Genomic DNA, 19799 nt, shown 5'->3' on the forward strand with positions numbered 1-19799 from the left:
ATAAATATGAACGTAGGAGGAACTGAAAAGGCTTTACTCAATATGATTTCGGAGATGCATAAAGATGAATATGATATTACCATTTTGATGTTAGAAAAGTATGGTGGATTTTTAGATTCTATACCAAGCGGAGTTCATGTAGAGTATCTAGAAGGATACGAAAAGATAAAAGGGATTTTGAACAAGCCGCCCAAACAAACGGCTCTAAACTTTCTTAGAAACGGCAAAATAACAAAAGGTTTAAATATTATCTTTTTTCACGTGCTATCCAAGCTTTTTAATGACAAAACTATTTTCTTTAAGTATCTCATGAGACACGTTCCGGATATTAAAAATGAATATGATATCGCTGTAGCTTATGCAGGTCCGATGGACTTCATAAGCTATTTTGTTGCAAAGAAAATAAAAGCTAAAAAGAAAATTCAATGGATTCATTTTGATATTACGAAGATAGGTTTTGATCAAAACTTTGCATCAAAGGTGTACAGAAAATTTGATAAGATCTTTATTGTATCCGAGGAAGCTAGAAAAAAGCTGGTTAAAGCAGTACCCATAATAAAAGAGAAATTAGAAGTTTTTTACAATATAGTGTCTCCGGAAATAATCCTTAGCCAATCAGGACAGGGCAAGGGGTTTAGTGATGATTTTGATGGTATTAGGATTTTAACGGTTGGCAGGTTAACAACTGAAAAAGGCATTGATCTGGCGATACATGCATTGGCACTTTTGATAAAAGACGGATACAAAGTTAAGTGGTATTGCTTAGGGGAAGGAAGTTCCAGAAGAAAATATGAAACCTTAATTAAAGAGAATAATCTTCAAGATAAATTTATTTTATTAGGTTCAGACCCTAATCCGTATCCCTACATGGATCAATGTGATATATATGTTCAACCTTCTAGGCACGAATGATATTGCATTACACTAGCAGAAGCCAGATGTTTAAAGAAACCAATAGTAACCACTAATTTCACAGGTGCAAAAGAACAAATTATAGATAGGAAAAATGGACTTATTGTTAATATTAATGAGATAGAAATATATAAGGCTATAAAAAGGTTAATAGATAATAATGAGTTATGCAATGTATTTTCAGAAAATTTAGCTGTGGGAAAATTCGATTCTAGCATGGAAATGAATAAAATATATGAACTATTAGCATAAATAAATATGAAGCATAGAGTTATTTTAAATAGGGAGGTATAGATTGAGAAATCAACTCAAAGCAGGTGCGGTATTATCATATATAGCTTTGTTTATTAGTAGTGTAATATCAATAATTTATACTCCGGTGATGTTAAATATACTTGGACAATCAGAATTTGGTTTATTTAGTTTAGCTACCTCTACAGCAGCCTTCGTTGGAGTATTAAATTTTGGATTAGGCAATGCAGTAATTAGGTACACTGCTAAATATAAAGCTTTAAAAGATGAAGAAGGATGCTATAATTTATACGGAATGTTTTTTATCATGTATGGTATTTTAGGAATAGTTGCACTTATAGCTGGCATTGTACTATCATTTAACTCACACATCTTATTTTCAAACTCTTTAACTGGAGATGAGATACATACACTTAAAAGTTTAATGAGGATCCTTGTTGTAAATACTTCTGTCGGAATAGGATTAGGGCTTTTCAGTGTCCTTATGTTAGCACATGAAAAATTTATTTTTTCAAAAGTGGTAGGTATATTAAGTTCTATTATTAATCCGCTTGTCATGTTACCATTTCTCGTTATGGGATATGGATCTATAGGCATGGTGGTTATTACTACCATCATTAATCTTACAACGATATTAATTAACATGATCTATTGTTTTAAAATCCTAAAAATTAAAATTCGGTTCAAAGCCTTACAAAGAGGTTTATTCAAAGAAGTAATTATTTTTTCATCGTTAATATTTCTAAATATGATTATTGGACAGATATATTGGTCAACAGATCAAATTATTTTAGGTATGTACAGTGGAACAGTAGCAATTGCTGTTTATTCAATTGGGGTGTCTTTTTCAGGATATTTTTCCGGGTTTTCTGCAGGAATTTCTAATGTGTTCCTAAGCAGAGTGACGACAATGGTGACAAACAAAGCAAATGATAGTGAGATTTCAGAGTTGTTTATTAGAATTGGAAGAGTTCAATTTGTAATAATATCGCTTGCTTTAAGTGGTTTCATCGTTTTTGGTCAGGAATTTATTAATTTATGGGTTGGAAGGAAGTACCATGATTCTTTTCTAATAGCCATGCTAATACTGACTCCTATGGTAATTCCTCTAATACAAGGTATGGGTGGAGTTATCCTTCAAGCAAAAAATATGCATAAATTTAAAACAATAGTGAATTTTGCTTTAGCATTAGCGAATGTGATTCTAAGCATCATTTTTGTCCAATGGTGGGGAGCAATTGGTTGTGCCCTAGCGACTGCCATTTCATTTACGATAGGAAATATTATTATTACTAATATATATTATTGGAAAAAAATAAATATAGATATCCCTAAATTCTGGTTTAATATTTTTTGTATGAGTGCTCCTTTTTTCACAAGTGTTTTATTAGGTACAATAACAAATAAATTATTTATTGCCGATAATTGGCTTTTATTCTTCATAAAGATCTTAATGTTCATTGGTGCATATTCTATCCTAATGTGGACCACAGGGATGAATAGATATGAAAAGGACCTAGTTATCGTACCATTGAAAAGTATTATTGATAAATTCAGAAAACAAAAATTACATAAAGTGAGTTAATAACAAGATAATATGTGGAGGTTATAGCTTTGAGACTTGCATTTATATCTGATATTCATGGTAATGCTATTGCTTTGGATGCCGTTCTAAAGGATATAAAAGAAAAAGATGTTAACAAAATTTTCGTCCTTGGTGATTTGTGTTTTAGGGGGCCAGAACCCAAACGTGCACTTGAGTTAGTTAGATCCTTAAATACAGAAGTTATAAAAGGGAATGCAGACGAGTGGGTTCTTAGGGGAATTGAAGAAGGCGAGGTAACCAGCAAAGCTATCGAAATGATGACCAAAGAAAGGGAATGGACTTTATCACAACTCGATGCTGAAGATATTAACTATCTTGGGAACTTGCCTACAGAAATTAACTTTGAGTATAAAGATATACAAATACATGCTTTTCATGCAACACAGAATAATTTATTTCAAGTAGTTCAACCTTTTGAAGATGATTCAGAGATCAAACAGAAATTGATGGTCAATGATGCTGCGGATATATACATATATGGACATATCCATAAATCTTATATAAGATATGTGGATGGGAAATGTATAATAAATACTGGGAGTGTTGGTTTGCCCTTCGACGGTCTAAACCAACCTTCATACGCTATTATTGACATCTGTGAAGACGGTATCGGTATTCAAACCTCAATTATAAGAGTTGATTATAACGCAAGTAATGCTATCAAACAGTTTAAAGATTCTGATTACCCTGATAAGGAATTAATGATAGGGATTTTGAAGAATGCAAAAATATAATTATGAAAAAAATCATTGAATTTCAGTATAATATTGCTCCCTAAAAAGCCCCAATGATTTGTGTATCTCATTATTAAATTGAGATGCACTTTTTTATTTTCAAATTTCAAAGAACTATGACTGGAGGAGATCATGGAGTTTTCAAAAAAAGAAATGAAAGCACTCCAAGGGGTAGCGATTTTGTTTATGCTAGCTCTTCATTTATTTGCAAGAAAAGAGGTCAACGGTCTGTATGAAACTTTTCCAATATTTAATGGAGTACCTCTTGTTTACTATATTGGATTATTTGGAGATGCATGTGTCCCGATCTATTTGTTTGCAGGCGGTTATGGTCTTTTTATAAGTCTGGGCGGAGAAAAAAATTCGAAATTAAAGAAAAATTTAATCCGTATTTTAAAACTACTAATAAATGCCTGGATTATATTATTGCTTTTTATCGGCATTGCCTTTTTTGTGGGAAGACAAGAAGCTTTTTCAGGTGGTACTGTGGAGTTCTTTCTCAACTGCTTTTTGTTATCAAACTCATATAATGGAGCTTGGTGGTATTTGCAAACCTATACTATTCTTGTCCTTTTAGCACCAACACTGATCAGGTTAGTCAAGCGATATAATTCTTTTAATCTATTGATCATTTCCGGAATAATATATTTAGTTTCTTATGTTCAGCGTATAAAACATGTCATCGACCTTGGTGATAACACAGCCCTCATTTTGCTTGTAAATGCAACAGTACTGATTGGCACTTCACAGCTCTCTTTTATTGTAGGGTTTATTTTTGCAAAAGAGAAGGTCTATTCAAAGCTTTATAACAAGTTTCATAATATAAGATTTAAGAATTTGCTTTGTGGACTCGGCATACTCATGCTAGTTATTTTACATGCTTTATACGAATCTATGGTAATAGCTCCTCTAACTGCCATTACGTTTATATGTTTCTTTAAGCTGATGGATAAAAGGGATTGGATACAAAACATTCTTACCTTTTTGGGTAATCACTCAACAAATATTTGGTTAACACATATGTTTTTTTATATTTCAATTTTCCCAGAATTGATCTTTGCACCTAAATATCCAATCTTGATATTTGTATGGCTACTTACAGTATGTCTCATTTCTTCATTTGTAATTAATGCTATTCATCATCCAATCATAAAGATAATTGATCGTAAGAATCATTCATCCAACAAAAGATACAATACCGCTGATGTTCATGGCGGCACGATAAGTGGGAATTCGATTTATACAAATATTGAAGCACGAGGGATCGATTCAAAGGATGGCGGGGTAGGTGCTCCACCATACAAAATAGAAGATAATTCTCTAGTTAATGCTAAACTTTTCTTAACAACAACAGACAGTAACACGAATCATAAAGAAAGTGTAAATTGAATTTAGATAGGAATAAAATGATAGATAAAAACTTTGCGGTCATGTAAGACGTCTTTTTTCCAATATCAAATAATCCTGTTGACGTTAGTATGTATCAATGGTATATTTTACTTAGTTGTTCTTTATAAAGAACATAAGTAAAATGAGCATCTAGCCAATGGTTGGATCTAATTGAAAAGTTTCACAGGATCGTTCTTTAATAAAAACATTATCGCAGTTCCTATTTAAGGTGCTAAATAAAATTCACTTGTTTCAAATGGGAGGACATATGAGTGCAATCGCTGGCATCTATAATTGTAATAACGAACCTATACATATAGAACATATTAATGGAATGATGGAATCCTTACAGCATTATCCTGCTGATGATATTCAAGTGTGGCGTAAGGAAAATATCTTTCTTGGCTGCCATGCACAGTGGATCACCCCTGAATCGATTGGGGAGCAGCAGCCTTATTATGATTATGAGAGAAAGATTGTGATTACGGCTGATTCCATCATCGACAATCGGGATGAATTATTTGACAGATTGCAGATTGAACCCTCCCGAAGAAAAACAATGTCGGATAGCCAGTTGATTTTGCTTGCCTATCATAAGTGGGGAGAAGAGTCGCCAAAGCATTTAATAGGTGATTTTGCTTTCATGCTTTGGGATGAAAATAAGCAGCGGCTCTTTGGTGCTCGGGATTTCTCGGGAACTCGGACTCTCTACTATTATCATAATCAACAAAAGTTTTCCTTTAGTACAGTTATTAAACCATTGCTTTCATTGCCTTTTATTGAGAAAAGGATAAATGAACAATGGATGGCTGAGTATTTGGCGATAAATGGCATGTTTGAAACTATAGAGCCGTTTTCAACAGTTTATAAAAATATAGAACAGCTACCTCCTGCCCATACGATTTCAATCAACAACGGCAGAATATCCCTTTCAAAATATGTCAGTGTAACGGCTGGAGAAACTCTGAAGCTAAAGTCAAATTCTGAATATGAAGAAGCGTTCCGAGACGTCTTTCGCACTGCTGTGACAGCAAGGACGCGTACGAATCGCAAAGTAGGCGCTCACTTGAGCGGAGGGCTGGATTCAGGTTCAGTTGTTAGCTTTGCTGCTAAAAGCTTACATACTCAGAGTAAACGTTTACATACATTCAGTTATGTGCCTGTAGATGATTTTCAAGATTGGACACCTAAGTACAGAATGGCTGATGAGAGACCGTATATTCAATCGACTGTGCAACATGTTGGAAACATTACAGATACCTATTTGGATTTTGGAGGGAAAAGTCCGCTATCAGAAGTTGACGATTGGCTTGATACATATGAGATGCCTTACAAGTTCTTTGAAAATTCCTTTTGGTTAAAAGGCGTTTATGAAAAAGCTCATGAGGAAGGGGTAGGACTCCTTTTGAATGGCGCCAGAGGTAACTGGACGATATCCTGGGGCCCGGCATTAGACTATCAAGCCATGCTTTTAAAAAGATTGAATGTAATACGCTTTTACAGAGAATTACATCGTTACAGTAAAAATGTCGGAGTCAAAAAGTCGCGTGTCATGTCTGTAGTAGGAAGAAAGGCCTTTCCATTTTTGCACAAAACAAAGTCAATAGAACCTGATGAACAGGAAACGTTTATCAATCCAGACTTAGCTAAACGAACGGCTGTTTTCGAAAAACTCAAGGAGCACGGAGTTGATTTGCCGCTTTCTACTATCCCAAATGCCTATGAAGAAAGAAAAAAGCATTTTAAAAGTGTAACCTTTTGGAGTACAAACGGGGCGGTTGCCACGAAATTATCTTTGCGTTTTAACTTATGGAACCGTGATCCAACAAATGATCTTCGAGTCATTCGGTTTACTTTATCAGTGCCTGAAGAGCAATTTGTGCAGAATGGCCTTGATCGTTCTCTTGTACGGAGGGCAACAGAAAATTATCTGCCAGACAAAGTCAGGTTAAACCAAAAAGTCCGTGGTATTCAAGGCAGTGACGGAGTCCATCGTATGACACCAAACTGGCATATGTTTATTGATGAAATTGACCGACTGATGGCAGATCAGGTAATGTCTGGGTTTATTAATGTTGATGTGATTAATAATGCCCGTATAAAAGTTCAAGAGGCACCACCGCCGGAATACGTATTTGACCCCGAATTTAAAATGTTAATGCGCAGCTTGATTGTTTATCGTTTTATTAAAAACTTTACTTGAAGGGAGGTGAGTATATGAAAAAGGAATGGCAACGGCCAGAATTGGAAGTACTTAATATTGGTATGACAATGGGAGGACCAGGAATTAGAATTCCTGATGATTCCCAATCTGATCCTGATGAAATGATTCATCATAGTTAATTAAAAGATTATTAAATTTGTTTTCTTTTATCACTGCCCTTACACTAGCCAATAGTATAAGGGTTTTTAATTATAATTGTCATACGGCATTGTTTCATATAAGGATATGATAACAGTAGTTAACGATTTTGGAGTAAGTTAATTTGTTAGGCAGAGTCTTTTAATGATTGACACTGCAGTGAAAAGATGGTAATTTTGAAATATAGACTGTTCTTTATAAAGAAGTGAGACTTAGAAATTGCTCCCTTTTATTTGCTACTAAAATTGAAGCAATGAAGCCTTTGGTTTTTTTTTCTATTATCGTTCTATATAAAGAACAAAAACCATTTCTAAATCGAAAAAGGATGAAACAAACGGGGGACATTTATATGATTGCTGCTGAAAATAGGACTGTTTATAAAGCGTTCGGATTCCAAGTATTAAGTGAAATTCCTCTGCCGGAATTACCGACGTTAACAGGATTACAAAATTCTGAGGAAATTGTAGTAGAGGTAGCTGATTTAACAACATTATGGTCTGAAACATTGACGCCAAACAAATACTTTTTTATAAAAGAAAATCTATGTTTGTTCCAAATTCCCAATGTAGCTATTTTTTTAGTTAAAGAAGGCAATAAGATAATCGTTTCTCCGATGGAGGGTTCTGCCGAGGATCAAATCCGGCTCTATATCCTTGGTACTTGTATGGGTGCCATATTGTTGCAAAGAAAAATTCTTCCCATGCATGGCAGCGCTATAGCTATAGATGGAAAGGCGTATGCGATAGTCGGGGATTCCGGTGCGGGGAAATCGACTCTTGCTTCCGCTTTTTTAAACAAAGGCTATCAGCTTATAAGTGACGATGTGATTCCTGTCACTCTATCTGAGGAAAATACTCCTCTTGTCACGCCGGCCTACCCCCAGCAAAAGCTATGGCTGGAAAGCTTAGATCAGTTTGGAATGGAATCCAATCAGTATCGCCCGATCATCGATAGAGAGACTAAGTTCGCAGTTCCGGTGGTTTCTCAATTTGTCGAGGAACCAATGCCTCTTGCAGGTGTATGCGAACTGGTTAAGGCAGATAGCGATGAGATTGAAATTCTCCCTATCCAAAGACTGGAACGGTTTCATACGCTGTTCAACCATACCTATCGCAATTTCTTTATTGCTCAATCGGGCTTAATGGAATGGCATTTTAGTACATGTGCCAAAATGGTCAATAAAATAGAATTGTACCAATTGCGGCGGCCAATGACCCGTTTTACTGCTCACGATCTAACAGATTTAATGTTAAATATAATACAGAAGGGAGAAAAAGTAAGTGATTAAAAATCAAAGTATTTCAGTAAAACAATTGGTTAGCCAGGGATCCGGAAACATCGTAAGCGATATGGATGGCGAAACAGTGATGTTAAGCGTTCACAATGGTAAGTACTACAATCTGGGTGAAATGGGCGGGGAAATTTGGGAAAGGATTAAGGAACCTATTTCAGTCCAAGAACTAATCACTGTACTAGGGGCTCAGTATGATGTAGAACGGACCATGTGTGAGGAACAGGTTCTGTCCTTTTTGAGTCAATTATTAGAAGAAGGCTTAATAAAGGCAGAAGGTTAGAAGTTTCATAGCAGATTGAAAGGAATATGAACCTTATGAACAAATTAAGAGCTTTTTTATCATTTAATTGGAAAACAAAGAGGATGTTGTTTGAGTCTTATCTTTATTTAGGATGGGCTCGTTATTTGAAGAGCATTCCGTTTTCAAAAGTTGCACCATCTTTAGGTGATCAAATGAAGGAGACAACATTTGACTTTCATTCATCGAATAAAGAAGTCTTATCCAGTATCTCACAAACTATCCATATCATGAGCCGCTATACATTTTGGGAAAGTCAATGTCTTGTAAAAGCAATTGCGGCAATGAAAATGCTGGAGAAAAGGCAAATCGAAAGTACGCTTTATCTAGGTACTGCTAAGGATGAGACAGGGGAATTAATCGCACATGCATGGTTACGCAGTGGTCCTTTTTATATTACAGGGTCAGAAGGAATGAAAAAGTTCACGATAGTAGGGAAATTCGCTAAAGAAGTCTCGTATGAAAAGGTTGAAGGAGAAAGAAATGGATAAAAATTTCCGTCTCGATTTATCAGACTTACCTAAAGAATTAAGATTGATCCTTGAATTGTTAAGAAGCCCGAATACTGAAAATATATGTGTAAATAGCCAAGACTTGTTGACTGATATCGATTGGGATCTGTTTATTGCCCAAACAAAGCATCATCGTGTTTATCCAATACTTAACACCAAAATCAAACTGTTGGATGAAGATTTAATTCCACCTTTTGTTTTTCAATATTTGAACCAACAATACAAAAAAAATACATTTCAAATGCTTCACTTGAGTGCGGAAATGGAACAGGTCTGTAAGCTCTTTTCACAGGAAGGAATACGCACACTGTTTTTAAAAGGACCAGTCCTGGCTCAAGAGTTATATGGAGATATTTCCCTTCGTACGTCAAGTGATGTAGATTTTCTTATCCCGATACAAGAACTTGAACAAGCAGAGGAACTTCTAGTAAAGCTTGGTTATGAAAAGGATGATTACATCGAAACGGTACTTAACGATTGGCGATGGAGGCATCATCACGTAACTTATTTCCATCCGTATAAAAGAATAAAACTGGAGGTCCATTGGCGGTTAAATCCAGGACCGGGAAAGGAACCAACTTTTAATGAGTTGTGGGAACGGAAAAGCAGAAGTACACTTACCAGTTCTCCTATCTATTTATTAGGGAGAGAAGATTTATTTTTATTTCTGGTTTCTCATGGAGCCCGTCATGGGTGGTCACGCTTGCGTTGGTTGATCGATATTAAGCAGCTGATGAAACAGGAGGTTAAGTGGGAAACAGCTTACAAATTATTAAAATCCTATGGTTATCATCATGTAGGAGGACAGGGGATTATATTAGCATTACAACTATTACATACAGACTTTCTAGATGAAATGGGACCTATGTTAGTAAGTGAACGTTCTCAACGATTAGCGCAAGAAGCAATCTTCTATCTCGAAACAATGGTCAACTTACATACAGACCCTGTTCCGGAAGATGTAGCCAGATATCATAAACATCATTTATTCTCATTGATGTCCTATCGCCAAAAATTTTTCTTCATCATCAGCTTTTTGCATCCTTATCCTGAGGATGCGGAAACATTACCTTTACCGGAAAAGCTTCATTTTTTATATTTTCCTTTACGTCCTTTATTATGGGCCTGGAGGAAAACCAGGAAACATGCATTACCCTAGGGGGGATTCAATCATGAAAGATGTCTTTTATTTTTTAAAGCAGATCCATTCTTATGCCGGGAAAATTCTATATATAAACATCCTGGCGATGACTTTTATCGGTTTACTTGAGGGAATCGGGATTTTATTATTAATTCCTATGATAAGTATGAGCGGTATTGTGGACTTGGATGCAGGAGGAACACCCGTTTCAGGTGCTTTCGAATTTCTCCAAGACATACCTGTAACAATAGGCTTACCTCTCATATTAGGTATTTATGTCATGTTGGTCATTGGTCAAAACCTTTTGCAGCGGCAAATAACGATTAAAAATACTATCATTCAGCACGGTTTTTTGAGACATATTCGATTAGAGACATATGGTTCCCTGCTACACGCAAATTGGAATTTTTTTATTAAAAATCGAAAATCTGATCTTATTAATGTAATGCTGACAGAAGTTTCCCGCGCTAGTTCAGGAACAAACTCATTTTTACAATTTATAGCCTCACTTATTTTTACTTTCATACAAATTGGTCTTGCTTTTGTACTTTCTCCTAATATAACAACCTTTGTCCTGCTGTTTGGTTTAATCATTATCTTCCTAAATCGTAAATTTTTAAAAAGATCCCTGGCATTAGGAAACAGGAATTTTGAGTTAGGCAAAAAATATCTTGCAGGGATAACAGATCAAATAAATGGAATAAAGGATATAAAAAGCAATACAATAGAAGATTCCAGAATGGGCTGGTTCCGTTCTATTACGAGAGGAATGCAGCATGAACAAGTAGAATACACAAAATTAAAAACAACCTCACAGCTATATTATAAAGTAGCCTCAAGCATACTGGTTGCCGTGTTTATTTTTATCGCGGTGAACATGTTTCAAGCTCAGGCTGGGCAATTGATGTTGATTATCGTTATTTTTTCGAGGTTGTGGCCGAGAGTAGCCGGTATTCAGTCTTCCATGGAACAAATTGCGACAACTCTTCCATCATTTAAAGCGGTAAAAGCGTTGCAAAACGAATGCAGGAATGCAAGAGAATTCGAAAAGGGGATTCAACAGGTAGAACCCCTCGATATTGTGAATGGTCTCGAATGCCGGGATGTCTATTTCCGGTATAATCATAAGGAGTCTTCCTATGCATTGCAAGATATAAATGTAGTGATTCCTTCCAATCAAATGACTGCCTTTGTAGGGCGTTCCGGGGCCGGAAAAAGCACCTTGATTGATTTATTAATGGGGCTGAATTCACCTGAAAAAGGAGAAGTTTTAATTGATGGAACCCCTCTTACAAGCGATAATTTATTGTCATTGAGACGCGCAATCAGTTATGTTCCGCAAGATCCGTTTCTGTTTAATGCCAGCATAAGAGAAAACTTACTGTTAGTTGAACCGAATGCAAGTGAGGAGCAAATGTGGGGAGCATTGGAGTTTGCATCGGCTGCTGATTTTGTCGGTAGGCTTCCGAATAGTCTTGACTCATTAATTGGAGACAGAGGAATAAAGCTTTCCGGAGGCGAAAGACAACGTCTTGTACTAGCGCGAGCTATCTTACGAAATCCGTCTATCTTGGTGTTGGATGAGGCGACAAGCGCACTGGATACGGAAAGTGAAGCAAAAATCCAGGAAGCGTTAGACAGGTTAAAGGGAAAAATGACGGTTATCGTGATTGCTCATCGTTTATCGACAATCCGCAATGCTGACCAGGTTGTTGTATTAGATCACGGTGAAATTATCCAAAAGGGTGGATTCACTCAATTGGCGGCGGAGAAGCGAAGTATGTTCAGTCATCTATTGCGGAACCAACTGGAAGCGACTCTTTGATGGACACTCACTGTATAGTGGGTGTTTTCTATGGTATCGATTTTTAAAAATTGGAGCGATTGTCATTGCGAAAAACTAGAGCTAAGGTCGTGGCCGGTCTATTATTTTTAGTTGCTGTTTTTATGGCTTATACGATTTGGGACAATAACCGGATAACTGTAGTTGAACAAGAAATTTTGATAAAGGACCTCCCTGAAGAACTTGAAGGCTATTCGATTCTGCAAGTTACCGACTTGCACGAAAAAGAATTTGGCAACAACCAAAAGCGACTGATAGAGGCGATTAACTCTATTGATTATGATGCAATTGCTTTTACAGGGGATATGCTGGATGGCAGTAAAAGCAAAAACTATCAGCCTTTTTATACATTAATCGAAGGTATTGAAAATAAAGACACCGCTTTGTTCGTACCTGGCAACGCGGATCCGAAAAGTTATCTGTTACATCCAGATCAGCCTTTAGAAAAAAATGCTTTTATTAAAGGAATGGAAAAACGGGGGGTTAAGTTTCTCGAAACCCTTCAAACGACAAATCTGGGTGATTCAAGTGTTCACTTTGTGGATTTTGAATGGTCAATAAAGGATGCCAAAAAAGAACTTGAAGTAATGAACGGCAGCTCTAAATCAAAAAATAGTAAACCGTATTTTGACCACCAAAGACAATTGTTGGACGAGATATCGACTCTGGACGATATAAAGGAGCCCGATTTGTTGATTGCCCTTAACCATTATCCTGTAGTTGATGCCCGGATCGATCAGCTCATTAACGAAATTCCATTTACAAACAGAAATTTCGATTTGTTAATGGCTGGACATTACCATGGCGGCCAAATCCGCCTGCCGCTTCTAGGGGCTCTTTTCGTTCCGGAACCATGGTATAAACGTAATGGTCTCTTTCCTCCAAGAAATCGAGTGAAAGGGTTATGGAAATTCAAGCAAACAAAACAGTACGTCAGTGCAGGATTGGGCAGCAGTGACGCCATCCCTTTTTTGAAATTCCGCTTTTTTAATCCGCCAGAAGTTGATGTATTGACATTTAAAAGACAATGAATAGTTGTGTTTCTTTTTCCTTTACTAACAGTGCCCGTTTAAGCATCATAAAACGATTTATCGTTCATATACATCTAGAAAGGGTACTGTCTTATGCAGTAGAATGAACCTTCTTTATTCTATAAAGTACCCAAAAAACAGTTTGTAAAAAGTATGATAAAGGCAAGTTGAGTTTAGTATGTAGGGAAAATCTGGAAAAAATAAATGAGCAATGGTTTCGATAAAATCCCGGTTCAGTGTCACATTGAACAGTTTGATCTGGTAAAAATCATTAAACAGTAAGGGGAGCATAAAATGAGCGACAATAACAATCAAGACCCCAAACCGCTGCTTTATATTGTCCAGCCCGAGATGCCGCAGCAAACAGAACCACAGATGCAGCAGGTATATCGTACAAAGCGAAACAAAAAAAAGAAAGCAGAACTTCAGCCTGAACAAAAGGAACTCATCAATCGCGTTGAAGAGACGGGTGATGAAGAACAGCGGCGAAAGGAAGACGAAGAGCGCAAATTAGAACAAATTAAACAGGAGTTTGGCGTGTATGAGGTGATGAAGGAAATATCGGACGAAATCGCAGCCGTTAATAAAATAACCGGACAAAAGGAAGAGGGTGACCTTTCTTCAGCTTCATACACAGCTGATGCCGGAGATAATCGGTACGTCAACACAGATGAAGAATCTAAACGCGAAGATATCCTTGCAAAACTGACAAAACTCGCACGATACCCTTCAAATATCCCAAAACCGATTTGTGAAGCAATCGTTAAAGGCAAAATTCTTAGCTTTCAGGTACTTAGTAAACGAGGAGACCTCATAAAAGTAAAAGCTGGGGATGCTATATTGGAACTTGATATTTCAGACATACAACATTTCCGGCTTGTCTAACCGCGAAGAATTTCAAGATTTCCATATCTGATTCTATGCAGAAAGAATCTTTTGCACTCCTAGCGGCACCTTTTGCCGTGAAAGGAAGGTCGGTGCCAGAGAGGAGGTAATGAATCATGCTAGAAAACACCAATTTGACGGTGATTATCCTGCTTGGCCTTGCAGCCTTCAGATTGACCCGGCTAATTGTATATGACAAAATTACCGAGTTCCTTAGAAGGCCGTTTTTTGATGAAATAGAAGAAACAGGAGAGGATGGCGTGGTTGAAATTTATCTTACCCCAAGAATTGGAGGGGTAAGGGGCTGGGTAGGGGAACTTTTAAGCTGCTACTGGTGTACCGGTGTTTGGGTAAGCATGTTATTGGCAGGATTGTATGTATATCAAACATCTATAGGTAATTATGCGGTTATTGTCCTTGCGATTGCAGCAATCAGCTCTATTATTGAAACGATAATCAGCAAGTTGATAGGCTACTGATAGAAACAATAGATTATTCTCCTCATATACTATCTTAAAGATGTTGAAAGGAGAATTTGCTATGAAAAAAAAACAGCTTGAAAATTCATCTTCAAAACCGTTAACCAAGATCAAACCGGTAAAAGTCAAAAAAGACTGCGGATGCAAAAAAGGCAGATGACGTCTATATCCAGCAAGTGTAATTTAAGCATATTGTTGTAACCTTATCCTATTCAAGGGATGAGGCTTTTTTATTGTCCACAAGGCGTTTGCGTTTTTTCTAATAGGAAAAAATTCCATTCATAAAAAAGGTGGAAAGCAGAAAAATAATCAGTAGTACATTATATAGGATGTGAAAACATGCCAGGGAAAAGCAGCAGAAGATATTATCTCCTCATTCCGGCAGCAATCCTGTTTATCACCACAGGATGTACCGATAACAGCGATGCGGAAAAAGAAAACATGGCACTTATCCAAACAACAAATCCGCCGGCAATGGATGTCAGAAGCCTTACCTATCAGAATGATGGACTTCCGGAGAAAGTGAAAAAAGAAGTTATCGGAATTGACGGGATTTATGATGTTGCCATCGTACAAAATGGAAAAGAAATATTGGTAGCCTATAAAGTGAATCACATGCACAGATTTCAAATGAAGAAGATAGAAAAAAATGTGAATGACCAGCTGAATCGAACGTTCAAAGGCTACAACTTTACCGTCTCAAGTGATTATAAAATTTTTCTCGAAACAGTCAGATTAAATGAAATGCTGAGGAAAAAAGACGTTCCAGAAAAGAAGGCAAAAAAACGGTTCGAGAAAATCGTTAAACTTCAAAAGGAATTAACGTAAGAGAAAAGGTCCAATATAACGTGAGATAATTGAAAGGAGGAGTGTTGAGTGCTAGGGATGTTTTTTTGGGCGTTTGTTGTCGGAGGGATCATTTGTGTAATCGGCCAGCTTTTATTTGACGTAGCCAAGCTGACACCAGCCCATACACTTAGTTTGTTTGTAGTTATAGGTGCCATACTTGACGGCTTTGGACTTTATGAGCCACTGATGGATTTTGCAGGGGCGGGAGCGACCATCCCGATTACATCATTTGGAAATTCTCTTGTCCATGGTGCGATGCAAGAAGCCGAAAAACATGGCATTATTGGGGTGATCACCGGGATGTTTGAGGTGACCAGTTCTGGAATATCAGCTGCAATCATCTTTGGGTTCATTGGCGCATTAGTGTTTAAACCTAAAGGCTAATTTTATCTAACCACTACCCTGGCGTGCTACCATTTTAATTGGGATAAGAAAACAGCCTATACACCTTTTCGTGGACTTACATATGTTATAAGTAACCTAAGCGAAAAGCGAGGTGAAATAAATGTTTGGATGCGGCTGCGGTGGATACGGATACGAAGAAGTTAAATATGACAAGGGTTATGGAAATGGCTTTGTTTTGATTGTGGTATTGTTTATCTTGTTGATTATTGTTGGTGCTTCTTTCTGCTAATTAAAGGCAAAAAAACGGAATGGGTAAAAACCTGTTTCGTTTTTTTATTTCCGAGTAGATTTGACTGTGGGTGTCATAAGCCATCTCCCTAAGAGAAGGCAAAAAGCAGCCTCGTGCGGGATCTGACCTATACTTGTCGGGCTATCCAGGTGCTTGCGCTTTTCTTATTTTCACCAATTCTTTTATTGTGCATAGAATAGCAATACGGAGAAGAAGGAGGGCTTAACATGGATAATCATTTTTTTAAAAACATGGAAAACAAAACGGGCGTAAATATGAAAGATGTTTTTGAATTGGCGAATTCTCTGCAGGGTGCAAATTTTAAAGATGAAAAAACGGTACGGAATGTGATCAGACGTGTTTCTAAAATTGCAAATAAACCTGTAAACCAGGAAACGGAGGATAAACTGATCAAGTCGATTATAAAAGAAGGAAACCAGCTCGATTTTAGTACAATTGCCGATATGCTTAATAATAAAAAGAAATAACATTGGCAAAAAAACGGGGAGAGCTCACCGTTTTGTACTTGGATACAAAAGTATAACTTTTTCAACATGATTTTGTGTCTAGCGCAAGCAGCCACGCCCCGACGCACCGGACGTGCTAATGTCGACGAAGACATAAGGACGTGGTGGTCTTAGTCGGCCTCGAGGTCATAAGTCAAGCACAGCCAGAAGGTGTTCGCCTTCTTGCTGTGCTTGACTTATGCTTGTCGGACTTGCACAGGATCTTACCAAAAAAATCACAGATTTTTTTGGCTGCTGAACAAGTCGCTTGGGCTTTTCTAATAAAATTTTAAGAAGCGTGAAGGAAATGCCTTTTTTCCCCGTCTTGTCTGTGGAATGGAAAAGTAGAGACCAAGACTTGCGCGGGTGGCTGCAACGTACATGAGCCTTCGCTCTTCCTCCAAGGGCACGACGTCGCCTTTTCGATAGGAATCGAGCGCAAAATCGTGCGGGATGCTTCCTTCAACAGCAGATAATACATACACCGTTTTATATTCAAGGCCTTTTGAGCGATGGATGGTCGTTAGCTGTATAGCATCCGTAAAGTGCTTGGACAGCTGTTTCACTTCCTTGTTCATGCCGATCATATGGTCGGCGTGGTCGAGAAATTCCCCGATCGTTTCAAACTGCTTAGCCGCAACCTTAAGGTCTCTGATATCATCAGAGCCCTTTTCGATATTTCCTTCAGTGCCGCGCTTTTTTACGAAGTCCTGATACCCCAAGTCTTTTTCAACGATTTCAAGGGCGATAATAGGCTTAACGTTCCTCAACGAACGAATTTTCGCCGGCAGTGCCTTAAGCTTTCTTTCCTGAAAAGCAAGGCCTGTTTTTACAAATGAGAAGGTATCGATAAAATCACAATCCCGCAAGATGGTCTGAGCTTTCATTTCTTGCAAAACATTTTGCTTTAAAAATAGGGGGGATAATATTGCAGCTGCCGCTCTGGGATCTTGCGGCTGCATACTTAAGCGCAAGAAAGCGAGCATACCCCTGACAATCCTCCGTTCATAGAAAGATTCGGCATCCTGATCAATCACAAAAGGCAAGGAGGAGGCAGCGAGCCTTTCAAATATCGCCCGTGACATCGAATGGGTCCGGTAGAGGATCGCAAAATCGCTGGGCCTGGCCCCCAGCGCTACCTTTTCCTGAATATCAGTCACGATCATTGTTGCTTCCAATTCTTCGTCATATGGAAAAAATAAAACAGCAGGTTCGCTGAAATTGTGCTGCGCACGCATGGCTTTGTCCATCCGGCTTTGATTGCCTTTAATGATCCGGTTCGCTGTAGCGACAATTTCATGGGCAGAGCGGTAGTTTTCTGTGAGTTTGACGATCTTCACAGCAGGATAATCCTTTTCAAAGTGCAAAATAAAGGATGGATCGCTGCCGCGGAAAGAATAGATCGCCTGATCATCATCACCGACTACGCATAGATTATTCGAGCCGGAAGAAAGCATTTTAATCAGTTCATATTGAACCTTGTTGATATCCTGAAACTCATCGACAAGGAAATATTGAAACCGCCTCTTGTATTTTTCAAGAAGGTCTGATCGGGATTTCAAGAGTGAATAACAGCCGACGAGCATATCATCAAAGTCATACATCATCGTTTTTTGTTTATATTCCTCATATTTTTTGTATAAATAAGCACAAGCAATCTCCCAATCATCGATAGGTTTAATATCTTCCGGAAAGAGCAGCGAGTTTTTCCACAGTCCTATTTGCTGCAGGGCGCTGTCATACGCGAACTCTTTCTCATCAAGACCATAATCCCTTCCAGCGTTTTTGACGATTTTTTCCTTTTCCCAGTTCCACTTGATCAGCAGGTTTCGCTGCCATTTTTCCGGCTCGTGAAAAATTAAAATTTTATAAAAAACGCTATGAAAAGTTCCACTGACTAATTGATTTACGGCTGAAGCGCTGATTCCAGGGTAAGACAGCAGCCTTTCTTTCATTTCCTTAGCGGCTTTTGCTGTAAACGTCACAAGCATGATCGTTTTTGGATCCACTTTTCTAACTGTAATCATATAAGCAGTCCTTACAGTCAAAACTCTTGTTTTGCCGCTGCCGGCACCGGACAAAACAAGTAAGGGTCCTTCGATGGCAGTAGCTGCTGCCATTTGCTGTTCATCAAGTGTTACCCCATGTTCTTCAAGAAGGGTTAAATATGTATCTTCTATTGAGCGTTCTATAAGAAGTTTTTCCAAGAATGCAGGGTTTCCCTTGATGGGCATGCTTTGCATGAAAGGTCCCTCTTGCTGGACAGACTCCCTGATGACTTTTCCTTTAGGCAGTCTAAAACCGCTGTGTTCTTGAGAATCGACGGAAACCCCAGTTATTTTCTGAGGAGCTGATTCCAAAATCGCTCTTTCACAATCCGGGGAGGGAAAGGAATGGTCGAAGTACGGAGGTTCATGTATGCCGATATGTAATTTCAGCAGGCTGCCGCAAATCGGGCATGTCAGTTCGCTGCGTCTCCCTTTTTCATATATAGTCTGGAGCCGATCAACAGACACAGCTTCCAGATGGACGATATCGTTTCCTGATCTTGCTGCTTTCATAGATATAACCTCAAATCCCTATTTAAAATTCACTTTGAAATATTGTTGCTGAATTTTTCGTTTGATTGCTAAAGGGCAATCCTCATCATACCAAAACAATAGCGAAACAAAAAGACCATAAAGGAGTGTTTATGTAAATAATCAAGCGGGTAAATACCCTTACAAATGCTATGTTCGAAGAGATTTTAGATGGAGGTGAACATGTGGGGTACATCATTCCAATTACTCAATTTGAATACATCCAATATGCAAATCGTACCGTGAATGCTGAAAAACAGTCACAGAAGCTTATAGAAGGCCTTAAACCAGTTGTGCCGATTCCATTCATCCAGGAACTGGGGCAGGAAATAGCTGAGGTGGAAAAGGACGAAGCGATACAGCTTAGTAAACTTTCGAAAACCATTCCCGCCTTCTATATGGCGCAATCATCAAGAAGCGCTATTCCCGAACACATTGTCGCTGAGATAACAGGAAAGGGTCGATACTTTAACGAGACAATATAAGAAAAAGG

19 protein-coding genes and 1 pseudogene are annotated in these 19799 nt (G+C 37.8%); 19 read left to right on the top strand and 1 reads right to left on the bottom strand.

Features of this window, described 5'->3' with window-relative positions; all coding sequences use genetic code 11:
- The first annotated feature begins 309 nt into the window (after window positions 1–309).
- The 18 genes and pseudogenes from ELQ35_RS06920 (at window position 310) to spoVIF (ending at window position 16709) form a co-directional block, all read left to right on the top strand.
- Window positions 310–1164: pseudogene (locus tag ELQ35_RS06920) on the top strand (glycosyltransferase).
- Between the two features lie 43 nt (window positions 1165–1207).
- Complete coding sequence (locus tag ELQ35_RS06925; RefSeq protein ID WP_126864100.1) at window positions 1208–2749, top strand: oligosaccharide flippase family protein; 1542 nt, start codon at window positions 1208–1210, stop codon at window positions 2747–2749.
- Window positions 2750–2778: 29 nt separating this feature from the next.
- Window positions 2779–3504 carry a metallophosphoesterase family protein gene (locus ELQ35_RS06930; RefSeq protein WP_126864101.1) on the top strand — a complete coding sequence of 242 codons (726 nt, stop codon included), beginning with the start codon at window positions 2779–2781 and terminating at the stop codon, window positions 3502–3504.
- Window positions 3505–3636: 132 nt separating this feature from the next.
- On the top strand, window positions 3637–4893 hold the full coding sequence (locus ELQ35_RS06935; RefSeq protein WP_126864102.1) for an acyltransferase family protein: 1257 nt from the start codon (window positions 3637–3639) through the stop codon (window positions 4891–4893).
- Between the two features lie 268 nt (window positions 4894–5161).
- The gene (locus tag ELQ35_RS06940) at window positions 5162–7096 is read left to right on the top strand and encodes a lasso peptide isopeptide bond-forming cyclase (protein WP_126864103.1); all 1935 of its coding nucleotides are present in this window, start codon (window positions 5162–5164) and stop codon (window positions 7094–7096) included.
- Between the two features lie 14 nt (window positions 7097–7110).
- Window positions 7111–7236 carry a paeninodin family lasso peptide gene (locus ELQ35_RS06945; RefSeq protein WP_126864104.1) on the top strand — a complete coding sequence of 42 codons (126 nt, stop codon included), beginning with the start codon at window positions 7111–7113 and terminating at the stop codon, window positions 7234–7236.
- Between the two features lie 368 nt (window positions 7237–7604).
- Complete coding sequence (locus tag ELQ35_RS06950) at window positions 7605–8543, top strand: aldolase (RefSeq protein ID WP_126864105.1); 939 nt, start codon at window positions 7605–7607, stop codon at window positions 8541–8543.
- On the top strand, window positions 8536–8829 hold the full coding sequence (locus tag ELQ35_RS06955; protein WP_126864106.1) for a lasso peptide biosynthesis PqqD family chaperone: 294 nt from the start codon (window positions 8536–8538) through the stop codon (window positions 8827–8829). The genes ELQ35_RS06950 and ELQ35_RS06955 overlap by 8 nt, the downstream gene beginning before the upstream one ends.
- A gap of 26 nt (window positions 8830–8855) precedes the next feature.
- Entirely contained in the window at window positions 8856–9338 is a 483-nt protein-coding gene (locus tag ELQ35_RS06960) for a lasso peptide biosynthesis B2 protein (RefSeq protein ID WP_126864107.1), read from the top strand.
- Window positions 9331–10518 carry a nucleotidyltransferase domain-containing protein gene (locus tag ELQ35_RS06965; protein ID WP_126864108.1) on the top strand — a complete coding sequence of 396 codons (1188 nt, stop codon included), beginning with the start codon at window positions 9331–9333 and terminating at the stop codon, window positions 10516–10518. Before ELQ35_RS06960 ends, ELQ35_RS06965 begins: the two co-directional genes overlap by 8 nt.
- Window positions 10519–10531: 13 nt before the next feature.
- Window positions 10532–12325 (top strand): ABC transporter ATP-binding protein, encoded by a 1794-nt coding sequence (locus ELQ35_RS06970; protein ID WP_126864109.1) that lies wholly within the window; start codon window positions 10532–10534, stop codon window positions 12323–12325.
- Between the two features lie 65 nt (window positions 12326–12390).
- Window positions 12391–13374 carry a metallophosphoesterase gene (locus ELQ35_RS06975; RefSeq protein WP_126864110.1) on the top strand — a complete coding sequence of 328 codons (984 nt, stop codon included), beginning with the start codon at window positions 12391–12393 and terminating at the stop codon, window positions 13372–13374.
- Between the two features lie 294 nt (window positions 13375–13668).
- Complete coding sequence (locus ELQ35_RS06980) at window positions 13669–14259, top strand: hypothetical protein (RefSeq protein ID WP_126864111.1); 591 nt, start codon at window positions 13669–13671, stop codon at window positions 14257–14259.
- A gap of 116 nt (window positions 14260–14375) precedes the next feature.
- A complete protein-coding gene (locus ELQ35_RS06985; RefSeq protein ID WP_126864112.1) occupies window positions 14376–14738 on the top strand; it encodes a DUF1360 domain-containing protein in 363 nt (120 codons plus the stop codon).
- A gap of 339 nt (window positions 14739–15077) precedes the next feature.
- Window positions 15078–15566, top strand: coding sequence for a YhcN/YlaJ family sporulation lipoprotein (locus ELQ35_RS06990; protein ID WP_126864113.1), 489 nt, complete (start codon window positions 15078–15080; stop codon window positions 15564–15566).
- 48 nt (window positions 15567–15614) lie between these two features.
- A complete protein-coding gene (gene spoVAE, locus ELQ35_RS06995; protein WP_126864114.1) occupies window positions 15615–15971 on the top strand; it encodes a stage V sporulation protein AE in 357 nt (118 codons plus the stop codon).
- Between the two features lie 121 nt (window positions 15972–16092).
- Complete coding sequence (locus ELQ35_RS07000) at window positions 16093–16221, top strand: YjcZ family sporulation protein (protein ID WP_126864115.1); 129 nt, start codon at window positions 16093–16095, stop codon at window positions 16219–16221.
- Between the two features lie 227 nt (window positions 16222–16448).
- Window positions 16449–16709 carry a sporulation-specific transcription regulator SpoVIF gene (gene spoVIF, locus ELQ35_RS07005; RefSeq protein WP_126864116.1) on the top strand — a complete coding sequence of 87 codons (261 nt, stop codon included), beginning with the start codon at window positions 16449–16451 and terminating at the stop codon, window positions 16707–16709.
- Between the two features lie 296 nt (window positions 16710–17005).
- Here the strand turns inward: spoVIF and ELQ35_RS07010 are convergent, their stop codons facing one another.
- Window positions 17006–19288: an ATP-dependent helicase gene (locus ELQ35_RS07010; RefSeq protein ID WP_126864117.1), complete on the bottom strand. Its 2283-nt coding sequence runs from the start codon at window positions 19286–19288 to the stop codon at window positions 17006–17008.
- A 203-nt stretch (window positions 19289–19491) separates the two neighbouring features.
- Between ELQ35_RS07010 and ELQ35_RS07015 the strand changes: the two genes are divergently transcribed.
- On the top strand, window positions 19492–19791 hold the full coding sequence (locus ELQ35_RS07015; RefSeq protein ID WP_126864118.1) for a hypothetical protein: 300 nt from the start codon (window positions 19492–19494) through the stop codon (window positions 19789–19791).
- Window positions 19792–19799: the final 8 nt, after the last annotated feature.

Source organism: Peribacillus cavernae, assembly GCF_003989135.1.
Taxonomy (GTDB): domain Bacteria; phylum Bacillota; class Bacilli; order Bacillales; family DSM-1321; genus Peribacillus; species Peribacillus cavernae.

Excerpts from the sequence above, each read along its gene's own strand:
- ELQ35_RS06960 (WP_126864107.1), top strand. The coding sequence starts at position 8,856 with ATGAACCTTATGAACAAATTAAGAGCTTTTTTATCATTTAATTGGAAA.
- ELQ35_RS06980 (WP_126864111.1), top strand. The coding sequence starts at position 13,669 with ATGAGCGACAATAACAATCAAGACCCCAAACCGCTGCTTTATATTGTC.
- ELQ35_RS07010 (WP_126864117.1), bottom strand. The coding sequence starts at position 19,288 with ATGAAAGCAGCAAGATCAGGAAACGATATCGTCCATCTGGAAGCTGTG.
- ELQ35_RS06970 (WP_126864109.1), top strand. The coding sequence starts at position 10,532 with ATGAAAGATGTCTTTTATTTTTTAAAGCAGATCCATTCTTATGCCGGG.
- ELQ35_RS06965 (WP_126864108.1), top strand. The coding sequence starts at position 9,331 with ATGGATAAAAATTTCCGTCTCGATTTATCAGACTTACCTAAAGAATTA.
- ELQ35_RS06985 (WP_126864112.1), top strand. The coding sequence starts at position 14,376 with ATGCTAGAAAACACCAATTTGACGGTGATTATCCTGCTTGGCCTTGCA.
- spoVIF (WP_126864116.1), top strand. The coding sequence starts at position 16,449 with ATGGATAATCATTTTTTTAAAAACATGGAAAACAAAACGGGCGTAAAT.
- ELQ35_RS06940 (WP_126864103.1), top strand. The coding sequence starts at position 5,162 with ATGAGTGCAATCGCTGGCATCTATAATTGTAATAACGAACCTATACAT.
- ELQ35_RS06935 (WP_126864102.1), top strand. The coding sequence starts at position 3,637 with ATGGAGTTTTCAAAAAAAGAAATGAAAGCACTCCAAGGGGTAGCGATT.
- ELQ35_RS06945 (WP_126864104.1), top strand. The coding sequence starts at position 7,111 with ATGAAAAAGGAATGGCAACGGCCAGAATTGGAAGTACTTAATATTGGT.
- ELQ35_RS06950 (WP_126864105.1), top strand. The coding sequence starts at position 7,605 with ATGATTGCTGCTGAAAATAGGACTGTTTATAAAGCGTTCGGATTCCAA.
- ELQ35_RS06990 (WP_126864113.1), top strand. The coding sequence starts at position 15,078 with ATGCCAGGGAAAAGCAGCAGAAGATATTATCTCCTCATTCCGGCAGCA.
- ELQ35_RS07000 (WP_126864115.1), top strand. The coding sequence starts at position 16,093 with ATGTTTGGATGCGGCTGCGGTGGATACGGATACGAAGAAGTTAAATAT.